The sequence below is a fragment of the Lampropedia puyangensis genome, assembly GCF_004833285.1.
GTDB classification, from domain to species: domain Bacteria; phylum Pseudomonadota; class Gammaproteobacteria; order Burkholderiales; family Burkholderiaceae_C; genus Lampropedia; species Lampropedia puyangensis.
On record NZ_STFG01000001.1, the window covers coordinates 409,511 to 423,386 of the forward strand.

The following is a 13,876-nucleotide window of genomic DNA, read 5'->3' on the forward strand; positions in this document are numbered from 1 at the left end:
TGTTGTTATGGCTGCACTCAACCTGCGTCAAATTGAAGTTTTCCGTGCCGTGATGACCACCGGATCGATTGCTGGTGCGTCGCAGATGCTGTTCGTTTCTCAGCCAGCGGTCAGTCGTTTGCTTTCCTACACAGAGCAGCGGATAGGTTTTGCGCTTTTTGAGCGCATCAAAGGGCGCTTGTTTGCGACGCCTGAGGCAAGGCGTTTGATTGGTGAAGTCGAGCAGGTTTATCAGGCTGTCAAGCGTGTCAACGATTTGGCCGATGATCTATCTCGCCACCGTACCGGTATGTTGAATCTGGTTTCCAGCCCCTCCATTGGCCAGAGTTTTATTCCGCAAGCGATGGCGAGTTTTCGCCAACACTTTCCGGACTGCAAGATGACTTTCTCTTGCCACAGCTATGAGCATATTCGCGATCGGATACTGAACCATCAGGCTGACTTGGGCATCATCAGTTCACCGATTGACCATCCTAATTTAGAGATCACGCCACTGTGCAATAACCGGCTGGTTTGCATCATGCCGAGCAACCATCCGCTATGCGAAAAGGAAAGCATTACGCGCGATGATTTATGCCAGTGGCCCATGGTCGGTTATGGCCATGACACCCCGATGGGGCGCAAGGTGGCCAGTTTCTGTACAGACATGGAGATGCAGTTGCAAGAGGTGATGGAGGTGGGCTCGCCTCAAAATGCGGGCTCAATGGTTGAGATGGGGGTGGGTATTGCGCTGGTTGATGAGTTTTCCGTGCGCAGCTGGCATGCAGCACGGCCCATCATGGTGCGCCCGTTGGAGCAAGGGCCTGTGCTCCAGACCAATTTAGTGCATCACAAGCTCGAGCCTCTATCCCAACTGGCGCAACGCTTCATTGCCGATTTGCAGGTGTTGGTTGAGCAGAATGGATTTCCTGCGATCAAGGTAGAGAAAAGCACATTTCTGGAAATGGCTGCTAACTAAAACGTTTGCGTAGGGGATGGATTAGTTTGCAGGCGCTTTGCCCGAGAGAAATCGGGCGAATGCCTTAAGGGTAGCTTCGCTGACATGGTGCTCCATGCCTTCGGCGTCACGCCTGGCACTGTCGGCATCTACCCCTAGCGCCAAGAGGAAAGACTCCACCAGTTGATGGCGTTTGCGACTGTACAGAGCCATAGCTTCGCCTTGTGGTGTCAACTGCACACCTTGGTATGGACGCAGGCATACATAACCTTCGATCTCTAGGCGTTTGAGCATTTTGGCCACCGTGGGTTGGGCTACGCCCATGCGCTCTGCAATTTGTACCTGCCTTGCTTCGCCGGTGCCCAGCAGCAAGTCAGAGATTAATTCCACGTAATCCTCAATGATTTCCAGCCGATGCGCTTCGCGTACCTGCTGGAATCCTTCAACCTGCAGCACGGGATCTGGCAGCTCGGTAAGGTCTGGGATTGGTGGCGGGGCGTGTGGGGGGGTAGGCATTGTGGTCGTGGTCACAGAGGTATTCGATTGATACCCCGATTATCCTGAAAACCAGCGCAGTGAGGCCATGTGTGCTGTAGACGGGAAGGTCAATGGCATATTGAAAGTAGGGCCATCGCATGTCTTGCGATAAATATAGCCATTGCTATAAAATAAATATAGCAACGGCTATATCTCACTGAGTGGGTTGCAGCGTATAGCGATTTCCATCAACGTTCACATTGAGGGTTCAGGTACATGCAAGGCTATTGGAGTGGGGTGAAGGCATTTTCTGTTGTGCAGCGTTGGGCTGCTATTGTGTTGTTGGGGGCGACTGTGGGTAGTACAGCCGCATTTGCGCAAGAGGCGCAAGCACCAGCAGCGAAAATCAAAGTGGTGACGACGTTTACGGTGATTGCGGATATGGCCCGCAATGTTGCTGGTGATGCCGCTATTGTCGAATCCATCACAAAACCAGGTGCAGAAATCCATGAGTACCAGCCAACTCCGGGCGATTTGGTTCGGGCGCAAGGGGCGCAATTGGTGCTCTGGAACGGAATGAACCTGGAGTTGTGGTTTGAGCGATTCTTTCAACGGGTCAAGAATGTCCCCAGTGTGGTTGTCACCAAGGGTATTGAGCCCATGGGGATTGCAGAGGGGCCGTACCAAAATAAACCCAATCCACATGCCTGGATGTCGCCAGATGCCGCGTTGATCTACGTCGCCAACATCCGTGATGCCTTGGTGCAATACGATCCGGGCAATGCGGCTGTTTACGAGCGCAATGCCAAGGCCTATCAAGATCAAATTAAGGCGGCGATGGAGCCCATTCGCCAGCAACTCGCTGCGTTGCCAGATCACCAGCGCTGGCTGGTCACCAGTGAAGGTGCTTTCAGTTATCTGGCTCGTGATTTTGGTTTGCGTGAACTGTATTTGTGGCCCATCAATGCCGATCAGCAAGGTACGCCTAAGCAAGTGCGCAAAGTGATTGATGCCGTGCGCGCGAATGGTATTGGCGTGGTTTTCAGTGAAAGCACCATCTCGCCCGCACCTGCGCAGCAAGTAGCCCGCGAAACGGGAGCACGCTATGGCGGGGTGTTGTATGTGGATTCGCTCACGGAGCAGGGCGGGGCGGTGCCCACTTATTTAGACTTGCTGCGGGTGACCGCTTCCACCATTGCCAATGGCTTGCATGGGGTCGCGCCATGAATGCGCAGGGACAGATGGCTGCTGATGCGTGCGATGCCATGTCCGCCCAACTCAATGGTGTGGCAGGTATCGTGGTGCAGGGCGTGACGATTACTTACCGCAACGGGCATACCGCATTGCGCGATGCCAGCTTCTCGACCCCGGCAGGCAGTATCACGGCGTTGGTGGGGGTGAATGGGGCCGGTAAGTCAACCATGTTCAAGGCCATCATGGGTTTTTTGCATGTGTCGCATGGGCGCATTGAAGTGTTGGGGCAGCCAGTGCGTGAGGCGCTCAGGCATAAACGCATCGCCTATGTCCCGCAAAGTGAAGAGGTTGACTGGAACTTTCCTGTGTTGGTCGAGGACGTCGTCATGATGGGGCGATTCGGGCATATGGGGTTTTTCCGCATTCCCCGTCAGCAAGACCATGAAGCTGTCACACGCGCCTTAACGCGTGTGGGGTTGCTGGAGTTGCGTCAGCGCCAGATCGGCGAGCTTTCTGGAGGCCAGAAAAAACGTGTTTTTCTGGCGCGTGCCTTGGCGCAAGATGCCACGGTGATTTTGCTGGATGAGCCGTTTACCGGTGTGGATGTGAAAACGGAGGACGCCATCATTGGGTTGTTGCGCGCGTTGAAAGACGAGGGCAGGGTGATGCTGGTGTCCACCCATAACCTGGGCAGCGTGCCGGAGTTTTGCGACCATACGGTGCTGATCAAGCACACGGTGCTGGCGTATGGCCCGACAACCGACGTGTTTACCCATGACAATCTGGAGTTGGCTTTTGGTGGCGTGTTGCGCCACTTCGATTTGCCACAGGCGCATGGCGCCGCGCCTGGTGCTACCGTGGGCATCATGACTGATGATGAAAGACCGTTGGTCTTGCTGGATGGGCGCTCTTCTGTTCGTGGGCAGCACCGCTTACCGGCGGTGAGTGAAGTGGATGAACAAACCGAACACCAGGGACGCTCATGAACGAATGGTGGATGTTGTTGGCAGAGCCATTTACCTATGGCTATATGCGCAATGCAATTTGGGTATGCGCCTTGATAGGGGGCGTTTGTGCTTTCCTATCGTGCTTTTTAATGCTCAAAGGTTGGTCGTTGATTGGTGATGCACTGTCGCACTCGATCGTGCCGGGTGTGGCTGGGGCTTATATGTTGGGTTTGCCCTTTTCTATCGGCGCATTCTTCAGCGGAGGGCTAGCTGCTGCGGCCATGGTGTTTCTCAATCACCGCACCAAGTTGAAGGAAGACGCCATCATTGGCTTGATCTTTACGTCATTCTTTGGTCTGGGCTTGTTCATGGTGTCACTCTCTCCCACGAGTGTGAATATCCAATCCATTGTGTTGGGCAATGTGCTGGCCATCACCCCTGCCGATACGGTGCAATTGCTTCTTATAGGCTCCGTCACCACGCTGGTGTTATTGCTCAAGTGGAAAGACCTGATGCTGGTTTTTTTTGATGAGGCGCACGCACGCAGCTTGGGTTTGCCTATCACAGCATTGAAAGTGGTGTTTTTTGCCTTGCTTTCAGCCAGCACAGTAGCGGCCATGCAGACGGTGGGCGCATTTTTGGTGATTGCGTTGATTGTCACGCCCGGCGCGACTGCGTATTTGCTGTGTGACCGTTTCGGGCGAATGATTGTGTTGGCCGTCAGTATTGGCGTGCTCACCAGTGCCGTTGGAGCTTATGCCAGCTACTTTCTCGATGGTGCTACTGGTGCCATCATCGTCTTGTTACAAACGATGGTGTTTGCATTGGCCTTTGTGCTGGCGCCAAAACACGGTCTTTTGGTGGCCCGCCGCAAGGCACAGCACGCTTTGTTCGCAGGCAAGCATGGGATGGATGTTCAGGCTGAATTGGAGGGGGCTCGATGATGAGTTGGCTGACGACTCCTTTTCAGTACGACTTCATGCAAATGGCTTTGGCCATCGCTGTGCTGGTGGCCATTCCCACGGCACTGCTGTCGTGCTTGTTGGTGCTCAAAGGTTGGGCCTTGCTGGGTGATGCCATTGCGCATGGTGTCTTTCCGGGCGTGGTGCTGGCGTATTGGGCTGGCTGGCCGCTGGCGCTGGGTGCATTCATAGCGGGCATGGGCTGCGCATTGGCAACAGGCTACTTGCACAGTAATAGCCGAATCAAGCAGGACACGGCCATGGGCGTGGTGTTTTCAGGTTTGTTTGCGCTTGGTCTTTTGATTTATGTGTGGGTGCCAAGCGACGTGCATTTAGACCATATCCTCTTTGGCGACATGTTAGGGGTGCAATGGCGAGATGTGTTGGAAAGTGCCGCGATTGCTGCTGTGGTGGCAGGATGGATAGCTTTGAAATGGCGTGATTTACTGCTGTATGCCTTTGACCCGGTGCAGGCCCATACGGCGGGTTTGCCCGTGCGTTGGTTGCATTACGGTTTGTTGGCCGCTGTTTCACTGGCAGTCGTGGGCGCTTTGAAGGCCGTCGGATTGGTCTTGTCTATTGCCTTGTTGATAGCGCCAGGAGCCATCGCTTTTTTGATCGTGCGCAGCTTTGGCAAGATGCTGTTGTGGGCAACGGCCATCTCTGTCTTGGCCTCAGTCTCAGGGGTGCTACTGAGCTTTCACCTTGACAGTGCACCTGGCCCCACGATTGTGCTGTTACTCAGCGTGCTGTTCATTGTGGTTTTTGCCTGCACGGTCTACAGACAGCAAAGCGCCTTGCAGCAGACGTAGGTGCCTCTATTTCGCTGTTGGTGTACGTAAGAAATCCGGCAATGGCGTCAACTGAACTTCGTCTTTGACTGCGGTAGCAGCTACAAAGGCACGAATGTCTGCAATGCGTTGTTCTGTACCTGGGTGGGTTTGCAAGAAGGTTGCGGCGTTGTGGGCTGCCCAGGTTTTTCCTGCTTGCTGCATGGTGCTGAAAAATTCATCAGCACCTGAGGCGTGGCCGTAATAGGCGTGTAGAGCACGCAAGGCCACAGCATCGGCAGCACGCTCTTGCTGTCTGGAAAACTGCAACTGCATCAAAGCAGCTGACGTTTTTCCCACGATGGATTCAGCCCCACTGCCTAATACTGCCCCTAGGCTGGAGGCCAGTATCAACCCGCTGCCAGCAGAGACCAGCGGATCGCGGTGGCGCACATGAGCGAGCTCGTGAGCCAAGACCATGGCGAGCCCATTTTCTGTTTGCACGCTGTGAATCAAGCCTTGGTAGATCGTGATGTGACCACCCAAGGTGGCAAACGCATTGGGAACAGTACTGTCGCTCCAGTGCACTTGCACAGACATTCCTTTGGGGAAGTCCATGTGTGCCGCCAACTGCTCGGCCAAATGCTGCAGGTAGGACTGCGCAGGCGACGTTCCACGGTCTTTGGTGAGTTGCTCTACTATCGGCGCTGCTATGCGTTGCTCATAGCTAAATGGAATCCAGGGGGCCAGCCAACGAAATCCCCAGGTCAATGCCACTACCAGCAGTACGACGGACGCTGCCAGCGCAATGCTGAGCTTGGCGAACTCACCAACGGCAGAATGGGGTGCGACATTCACGTCATCGCGAACGCTGGGATTTTCGTAACTGGCCATGGTTTTTAAATTGGCTGACTCAGGGCTGCGCAGACCATGCTGTGCCATAGGCTAAAAACTCGGCACTGCCAATGCCCCCCCTGCCGCCGATGCTGTTGAGTGTGGAGGTCTCCAGTCGAACGGCAAAAATAGCAGTGGCCCCAACGGCTGCGGCTTGTTCTTTCATGCGCAGAATCGCTTCGCGCCTGCCGCGGTCCATCAGGGTTTCGTAGCTGGTTAAGCGACCACCAAAAAAACTTTTCAGACTGGCCGCAATATTTTTGAAATAGTCGCTTGACACCACCACTGAGCCTTGCACTAAATGAAAGTGCTGACCCGTGAAGCTCAACGGAGGGCGTTTTTCATTGAACACCATGATGTGGCGTAAAGCCTCTTCCCGTGCACGAATGGAGCGGTAGTGTTTGCGCTCGAGCAAGGTTCCAACTAATAGCCCAGTAAGTCCCAGAAGGATGGGAACAATCAACTCGATGAGTAAGCCCATAGGATGCTCCTACTCATGCATGTTCACGTTTTTCAAGTACCACGGCAGTGCCATAGGCAAGCAGTTCAGAGGCTCCAGCCGCAATATTAGAGGTACTGAAACGCACGTTAATGACGGCATTGGCCCCTACACTGCGGGCTTGCTCCTGCATGCGATCAAGCGCTTCTTGGCGTGATTCATTGAGCAGTTCGGTATAGCCCTTGAGCTCTCCTCCCACAATATTCTTGAGACTGGCCATGATGTCGCGTCCGGCATGTTTGGCGCGTACGGTGCTGCCTTGCACCAGACCAAGATGGCGCGTGATGGTATAGCCGGGGATGTATTCGGTGTTGCTCAATAACATGTGGTTCTCACTCGGTTGTTGCGGATGTTCTTGGCTGAGGTGGGCGGGGACAATACCGCTGCCAACACCTTCTTGCTGGGTAGGGTAAAGAAAAGGTCGCTTGCAGCGTGGCTACAAGCGACCTCAGGATTGTATCGGTGGCCTAAAACCTGAACAGGCCAACCATTTGGGAGTGGCTTATTTGCCGCTGACCACGCGCACCATTTCCAGGCATTTGTTGGAGTAGCCCCACTCGTTGTCATACCAAGATACCAGCTTCACAAAGGTGGAGTCCAGCTGGATACCCGCGTTGGCATCAAAGATTGAGGTACGTGCATCACCGCGGAAATCGGTCGCGACCACGGCGTCTTCCGTGTAGCCCAAAATACCCTTGAGTGCGCCTTCGGATTGGGCCTTCATTTCGGCCTTGATTTCCTCATAGGTCGCTGGTTTTTCCAATTCGGCCGTCAAGTCCACCACTGACACGTCAGAGGTAGGCACACGGAAAGACATGCCAGTGAGTTTTTTGTTCAGAGAAGGAATCACCACGCCAACAGCTTTGGCAGCACCTGTGCTCGATGGGATGATGTTTTCCAAAATGCCACGGCCGCCGCGCCAGTCTTTGGAGGAGGGGCCGTCAACGGTTTTCTGGGTTGCTGTTGCTGCGTGCACAGTGGTCATCAAACCGCGCTTGATGCCCCACTTGTCGTGCAGCACCTTGGCCAATGGAGCCAAGCAGTTGGTTGTGCACGATGCGTTGGAGATGATGGCTTCGCCGTTGTAGTTGACACAGTTCACGCCGCGCACAAACATGGGGGTGTCATCCTTGGAGGGCGCTGACATGATGACTTTTTTCGCGCCAGCATCGATGTGCTTTTGTGCGGTTTCTTTTGTCAGAAACAGGCCAGTTGATTCAAGCACAACGTCTGCGCCCACTTCATTCCACTTCAAGTTAGCTGGATCGCGCTCTTGTGTCAGGCGGATTTTTTTACCGTTGACAATCAGCGTGTTGCCTTCAACTGCCACGTCGCCTTTGAAGCGACCATGCACGCTGTCGTATTGCAGCATGTAGGCCAGGTAATCAGGCTCGAGCAAGTCGTTGATGGCAACCACTTCAATGTCGCTGAAATTTTGAACGGCTGCGCGCAATACATTGCGGCCAATACGCCCAAATCCATTGATACCTAACTTGATGGTCATGTCTGTCCTTTGAGATAGAAAAAAAGATCGCAAACTGACTCAAACCAGTTGTCTCCCAGGCTCAATGGCCTGACCGGTTTGTGATTAACCCAGCATTCTAAAGCGTGTCACCACTTTGTCACTCAATGCCCTCAACGTAAAAATATGCGATGAAGGCCGTTCGCATGGGCTCAGGCTTTGTTGACGGCTCTTGAGGCTGCAGCGGTAAACAGAACATCAGTATGTGAGTTCAATGCTGTCTCGAATGAGTCTTGTACTACGCCGATAACAAAACCAATCGCAACCACTTGCATCGCGATATCTGGTGAAACGCCAAACAGACTTGTTGCCATCGGGATAAGCAGCAGTGAACCACCAGCCACACCTGAAACACCTGCTGCAGCCAGGGAAGACACAACGCACAACAGCAATGCTGTAGGGATATCTACTGGAATATCCAGCGTATAGGTAGTGGCCAATGCCATGACTGAAATAGTGATGGCTGCTCCCGCCATATTGATAGTTGCACCAAGCGGAATGGTGATGCTGTAAGTATCTTTGTCGAGATTGAGTTTTTCACACAAGCGCAGGTTCACCGGGATATTGGCTGCTGAGCTGCGAGTGAAGAATGCTGTGACTGCACTTTCACGCAGAATAACCATAAGCAGTGGGTAAGGGTTGCGGCGCATTTTGACAAAAGCCAGTAACGGGTTGATCACCAGTGTCACGATCAGCATGCAGCCTACCATCACTGCAAGTAAGCGTGCGTAATCCTTCAATGCATCAAATCCTGAGGATGCTAGCGTGCTTGCAACTAAGCCAAAAATACCAATCGGGGCCAGGGCAATAACGCCGCGAACAATGGCTGTGAATGAGGTTGCGAAGTCTTGCAGCATGCCACGTGTGGCTGAGGAGGCATGCCGTAACGTCAATCCAAGTGCGATCGCCCATACCAAAATGGCAATGTAGTTGGATTCATAAAGCGCTTGCACAGGGCCCGTGAAGATGCTCATCAGCAGGTCGTGCAATACCTCCAAAATGCTACCGGGAGGATTGCCCTGTGCGGCGTCCAGCTTCAACACCAACTTCGTGGGGAAAAGAAAACTCGCAGCGACCGCCAATGCGGCAGCGCTGAACGTGCTGATCAAGTACATGATCAGCACAGGTCGAATATGTGTGGGTTGGCCTTTTTGGTGCATGGACAGCGCGGCAGTTACCAAAACGAGCACCAAAATGGGGGCGGCAGCTTTCAGTGCTGAAACAAACAATTGGCCTAATAATTCAACTTTGAGCGCCGTTTCCGGTGATAGCCACGCCAATGCAATGCCGAGCAGCAAGCCAATGATGATGCGCGTCACTAGGGTAGTTCGTTGGAATAGCGCGACGAATGGGTTGGTGGGATGGGACATGAAACAGCAGCTTTCTAAAAGCAGGCAGAGCCGCCTTAGGATTGGTGACTGCTCTGCAGTGAACAGCAAAGCACACTTTGTGAGCATGCCGTGCCCTATAAAAGGGCGTGAGTATAGGGGATCGTATGGATTGCATGCGCCTCAAAGTGCACGTATAGCGTCAGGCATGCATGCTGCTGCACCATCAAAAAAGCCCCAAACCGTTAGAGCGGCTGGGGCTTAAATGCGAAATAAGGCTGACAATCAGCTAAAGAATCGCTTGAATTTATCTGCAAAGGATTGGCTGCTTGGTGAATGCTTGCCGCCACCTTTTTGCAGCGACTCATCGAATTCCTTGAGCGTTTTGCGCTGGAACTCGGTGAGCTTGACGGGGATTTCCACCTCGATATGGCAATACAGATCGCCAGCTACGCTGGAACGCAGACCCTTGATGCCTTTACCGCGCAGACGGAATTGTTTACCAGGCTGCGTGCCTTCAGGAATATCAATGGCTGCTTTGCCACTGAGCGTCGGCACTTCAATTTCACCGCCCAACGCTGCTTTTGTCATGCTAATGGGCACTGTGCAGTGCAGGTCATCGCCATCGCGCTCAAAAATCTCGTGCGCCTTGACGCGAATTTCAATGTACAGATCGCCTGGTGGCCCCCCGTTGGTGCCAGGTTCCCCATTGCCAGAGGAGCGAATGCGCATGCCATCGTCAATCCCCGCAGGAATTTTGATTTCGAGCGTTTTCTGACTCTTGATTTTGCCTTGGCCATGGCAAGCTGAGCAGGGTTCAGGAATGATCTTCCCACTGCCGTGGCAAGTAGGGCAGGTTTGCTGTACGCTGAAAAAGCCTTGGCGCATCTGCACGGCGCCGTTGCCGTTACAGGTGGTGCAGGTTTTCACATCTGTGCCGGGCTTTGCTCCTGTGCCATGGCATGTGTCGCAGTCGTTCCAGGCTGGAATTTTGATTTGCGCATCTTTGCCTTGGGCGGCTTCTTCCAGGCTGATTTCCATTGCATAGGATAAATCATTGCCTTTATAAACTTGGCGTCCGCCGCCGCCACGGCGTTGCTGGCCGAACATGTCGCCAAAGATGTCGCCAAACGCCTCAGCGAAACCTCCGCCACCAAAACCCTCTTGCCCACCAAAGCCGCCGCGCATATTGGGGTCCACTCCGGCATGGCCATATTGGTCGTATGCTGCGCGCTTTTGCGGGTCAGAGAGCATCTCGTAGGCTTCTTTGCCTTCCTTGAATTTCTCTTCTGCTGTTGCTTTGGCCTCGTCGCCTTGATGGCGATCAGGATGGTATTTGGAGGAGATCTTGCGGTACGCTTTTTTGATCTCGTCATCGCTGGCGTTTTTGGGCACGCCCAGCACTTCGTAGTAATCTCTTTTTGCCATGGTGTTCATCATCCCCAGTACAACGGGAGGGGCAGCCGGTTCATGAAAGCAGCAACGCCGCACGCGGCTTGTAAAGGCCAGGTGCGGCGGCAGCTGAGGGCTGGAGTGGGGTGGGTTGTTTCAAACTTGCGTCTTGAAAAGCCCGCCAGCGGTGTGGCACCACTCCTGCGAAGGTCGCAGACTTAGTCTTTCTTGACTTCTTTAACTTCAGCATCCACCACATCATCTTCAGGAGCTTGGGCTTGTTGGCCTGCTGCACCTTCTGCGTTGCGTGCGGCTGCCTGAGCTTCTGCGTAGACCTTCTCGCCCAATTTTTGGCTAGCAGTCAGCAACTCGGCAGTTTTGGCTGCAATTGCATCCTTGTCCTCGCCTTTGAGGGCCTCTTCCAAATCAGTAGCTGCCTTTTCAATCGACTCTTTCTCAGCAGCTTCGAGCTTGTCGCCATGCTCGCCCAGCGATTTGCGGATGTTGTGCAACGTGGCCTCGCCTTCGTTCTTGGCTTGCACCAGTTCCAGCTTTTTCTTGTCTTCAGCCGCATTCAGTTCGGCATCCTTGACCATTTGCTGAATTTCGTCTTCTGACAGACCGGAGTTGGCTTTAATGGTGATCTTGTTCTCTTTGCCTGTGCCTTTGTCCTTGGCGCTGACGTGCAAGATGCCGTTGGCGTCAATGTCAAAGCTCACTTCAATTTGCGGTGTGCCGCGTGGTGCTGGAGCAATGCCTTCCAAGTTGAACTCACCCAGCAATTTATTGCCCGATGCCACTTCGCGCTCACCCTGGAACACTTTGATCGTCACCGCAGGCTGGTTGTCGTCCGCAGTGGAGAACGTTTGAGCGTGCTTGGTGGGGATGGTCGTGTTTTTGGTGATCATCTTCGTCATCACACCGCCCAGGGTTTCAATACCCAGAGACAGGGGCGTCACGTCCAGCAGCAACACGTCGGTGCGGTCACCCGAGAGCACCTGGCCTTGTACGGCAGCACCCACAGCAACAGCTTCATCAGGGTTTACGTCACGGCGTGGTTCTTTGCCAAAGAAGTCCTTCACGGCTTCTTGCACTTTTGGCATGCGGGTTTGTCCGCCCACCAGAATCACGTCATCAATGTCGCTGATTTTCACGCCAGCATCTTTGATGGCAGTGCGGCATGGCTCGATCGAGCGGGCAATCAAGTCTTCCACCAGCGATTCGAGTTTGGCGCGTGTCAACTTGATGTTCAAGTGTTTCGGACCAGATGCATCGGCTGTGATGTAAGGCAGATTGATATCGGTTTGTGTGCTGTTGGAGAGTTCGATTTTGGCTTTTTCAGCAGCTTCTTTCAGGCGTTGCAGTGCCAGTACATCTTTGGACAGGTCAACGGCTTGCTCTTTCTTGAACTCGTCGATGATGTAGTTGATGATGCGTTGGTCAAAGTCTTCACCGCCCAAGAATGTGTCACCGTTGGTAGAGAGGACTTCAAACTGTTTTTCGCCGTCGACGTCAGCGATTTCGATGATGGATACGTCAAACGTACCGCCACCCAAGTCGTACACCGCAATCTTGCGGTCACCTTTGCCGGCTTTATCCAGGCCAAAGGCCAGTGCAGCAGCAGTTGGTTCGTTGATGATGCGTTTGACCTCCAAGCCTGCGATACGACCAGCGTCTTTAGTTGCTTGGCGTTGTGCATCGTTGAAATAAGCAGGAACCGTGATCACGGCTTCAGTCACTGGCTCGCCCAAGAAGTCTTCTGCGGTTTTCTTCATCTTGCGCAGAATTTCGGCGCTGACCTGTTGAGGGGCCAGTTTGTCGCCACGGGCTTCAACCCATGCGTCACCGTTGTCTGCCTTGACGATTTTGTAAGGCATCTTTTCGATGTCTTTTTGTACTTCTTTATCTTCAAAGCGGCGGCCAACCAAGCGCTTGACGGCGTAGATGGTGTTGGCTGCGTTGGTGACGGCTTGGCGCTTTGCTGATGCGCCAACCAGAATTTCGCCGTCTTGTTGATACGCGACGATGGACGGAGTGGTGCGTGCGCCTTCGCTGTTTTCGATCACTCGGGTGGAGTTGCCTTCCATCACGGAAACGCAACTGTTGGTTGTGCCGAGGTCAATACCGATGATTTTTCCCATTGTTCTTACTCCAAAATGTTTGATTTCGAATGAATTCGATGTGACTGTCCCTTAATTAGGGGCCTTGGAAAGGGCTTCAAGAGGGGAGAGTCAAAAAAACTTGCCTGCCTTAAGGTCTTTCCCGCGCATTGCAAAAATCAAATGATTCTGCGCGGGTAAGCAGTGCACCCTTAAGCAGCCACTACAACGAGAGCGGGGCGCAGGATGCGGTCGGCAATGGCATACCCTTTTTGCAGCACGCTGACTACGGTGCCAGATTCTTGCTCAGCCGGTACTGCGCTGATGGCTTGGTGCTGATTGGGGTCGAATTTGCTGCCAACCTCTGGTGCGATGGATTGCAGCTTGTTGCGCTCGAACACCGATTGAAGCTGACTCAGTGTGGCTTTGGTGCCTTCGAGCAGTTGTTCAGATGTTGCTGACTCGATAGCCAGCGCGGCATCGAGACTGTCGGCTACGGCCAACAAGTCTTGGGCAAAGCCCTCGATGCCGAATTTGCGGGCTTTGGCCACGTCGTCTTCTGCGCGGCGGCGGGCGTTTTCTGCGTCAGCCTTGGCACGCAGGAATTGCTCGGACAACTCCTGGTTTTTCGCTTGCAAGGCTTCTGCTTCAGCCGCTTGTGCTTTCAAACTCTCTATTTCAGCGTACAGACCTGCCAATTCTTCATTGACATCAAGGCCGTCTGCTTGGGGAGCTTGGTCGGCGTTGTGGTTGGAAACGGGGTCTTTTTCTTCTGCTGTCATGAAAAGTCCTTGGTGTTCGTTGTTTCAGTCTTTAAAAATGTTTGTTCAGGCGCCATCTTCGCGCTGCGGTATG

The 13,876-nt window shown here is 53.6% G+C and carries 14 protein-coding genes; 5 read left to right on the top strand and 9 right to left on the bottom strand.

Translation table 11 applies throughout. The features are described 5' to 3' along the window. Positions 1-7 precede the first annotated feature (7 nt). On the top strand, positions 8-958 hold the full coding sequence (locus tag E9531_RS01645) for a LysR family transcriptional regulator (protein WP_136571985.1): 951 nt from the start codon (positions 8-10) through the stop codon (positions 956-958). 21 nt (positions 959-979) lie between these two features. On the opposite strand, the gene mntR is transcribed toward E9531_RS01645, so the two are convergent. Then, entirely contained in the window at positions 980-1,453 is a 474-nt protein-coding gene (gene mntR, locus E9531_RS01650) for a manganese-binding transcriptional regulator MntR (protein ID WP_136572250.1), read from the bottom strand. Positions 1,454-1,711: 258 nt separating this feature from the next. On the opposite strand from mntR, the gene E9531_RS01655 reads away from it, so the two are divergent. From E9531_RS01655 to E9531_RS01670, 4 genes are read left to right on the top strand one after another with little or no spacing between them, the layout of a single operon-like run. Further along, entirely contained in the window at positions 1,712-2,641 is a 930-nt protein-coding gene (locus E9531_RS01655; protein ID WP_280177165.1) for a metal ABC transporter substrate-binding protein, read from the top strand. Continuing rightward, complete coding sequence (locus tag E9531_RS01660; protein WP_280177166.1) at positions 2,638-3,594, top strand: manganese/iron ABC transporter ATP-binding protein; 957 nt, start codon at positions 2,638-2,640, stop codon at positions 3,592-3,594. Before E9531_RS01655 ends, E9531_RS01660 begins: the two co-directional genes overlap by 4 nt. Further along, a complete protein-coding gene (locus E9531_RS01665; RefSeq protein ID WP_136571987.1) occupies positions 3,591-4,499 on the top strand; it encodes a metal ABC transporter permease in 909 nt (302 codons plus the stop codon). Before E9531_RS01660 ends, E9531_RS01665 begins: the two co-directional genes overlap by 4 nt. Beyond that, the gene (locus E9531_RS01670; RefSeq protein ID WP_136571988.1) at positions 4,496-5,329 is read left to right on the top strand and encodes a metal ABC transporter permease; all 834 of its coding nucleotides are present in this window, start codon (positions 4,496-4,498) and stop codon (positions 5,327-5,329) included. Before E9531_RS01665 ends, E9531_RS01670 begins: the two co-directional genes overlap by 4 nt. 6 nt (positions 5,330-5,335) lie before the next feature. Here E9531_RS01670 and E9531_RS01675 read toward each other — a convergent pair whose 3' ends face one another. From E9531_RS01675 to grpE, 8 genes are all read right to left on the bottom strand, one after another. Beyond that, a complete protein-coding gene (locus E9531_RS01675; protein WP_136571989.1) occupies positions 5,336-6,229 on the bottom strand; it encodes a M48 family metallopeptidase in 894 nt (297 codons plus the stop codon). Then, complete coding sequence (locus E9531_RS01680) at positions 6,201-6,662, bottom strand: YbjQ family protein (RefSeq protein ID WP_136571990.1); 462 nt, start codon at positions 6,660-6,662, stop codon at positions 6,201-6,203. Before E9531_RS01680 ends, E9531_RS01675 begins: the two co-directional genes overlap by 29 nt. Before the next feature lie 13 nt (positions 6,663-6,675). Next, positions 6,676-7,005 carry a YbjQ family protein gene (locus E9531_RS01685; protein ID WP_136571991.1) on the bottom strand — a complete coding sequence of 110 codons (330 nt, stop codon included), beginning with the start codon at positions 7,003-7,005 and terminating at the stop codon, positions 6,676-6,678. A 177-nt stretch (positions 7,006-7,182) separates the two neighbouring features. Further along, positions 7,183-8,184, bottom strand: coding sequence for a type I glyceraldehyde-3-phosphate dehydrogenase (gene gap, locus E9531_RS01690; RefSeq protein WP_136571992.1), 1,002 nt, complete (start codon positions 8,182-8,184; stop codon positions 7,183-7,185). Between the two features lie 170 nt (positions 8,185-8,354). Further along, positions 8,355-9,572: a serine/threonine transporter SstT gene (gene sstT / locus E9531_RS01695; protein WP_136571993.1), complete on the bottom strand. Its 1,218-nt coding sequence runs from the start codon at positions 9,570-9,572 to the stop codon at positions 8,355-8,357. Between the two features lie 243 nt (positions 9,573-9,815). Further along, entirely contained in the window at positions 9,816-10,958 is a 1,143-nt protein-coding gene (gene dnaJ, locus E9531_RS01700; RefSeq protein WP_136571994.1) for a molecular chaperone DnaJ, read from the bottom strand. Positions 10,959-11,140: 182 nt separating this feature from the next. Further along, the gene (gene dnaK, locus E9531_RS01705; RefSeq protein ID WP_136571995.1) at positions 11,141-13,063 is read right to left on the bottom strand and encodes a molecular chaperone DnaK; all 1,923 of its coding nucleotides are present in this window, start codon (positions 13,061-13,063) and stop codon (positions 11,141-11,143) included. Between the two features lie 170 nt (positions 13,064-13,233). Then, positions 13,234-13,803 (bottom strand): nucleotide exchange factor GrpE, encoded by a 570-nt coding sequence (gene grpE, locus E9531_RS01710; protein WP_136571996.1) that lies wholly within the window; start codon positions 13,801-13,803, stop codon positions 13,234-13,236. Between the last annotated feature and the right edge of the window lie 73 nt (positions 13,804-13,876).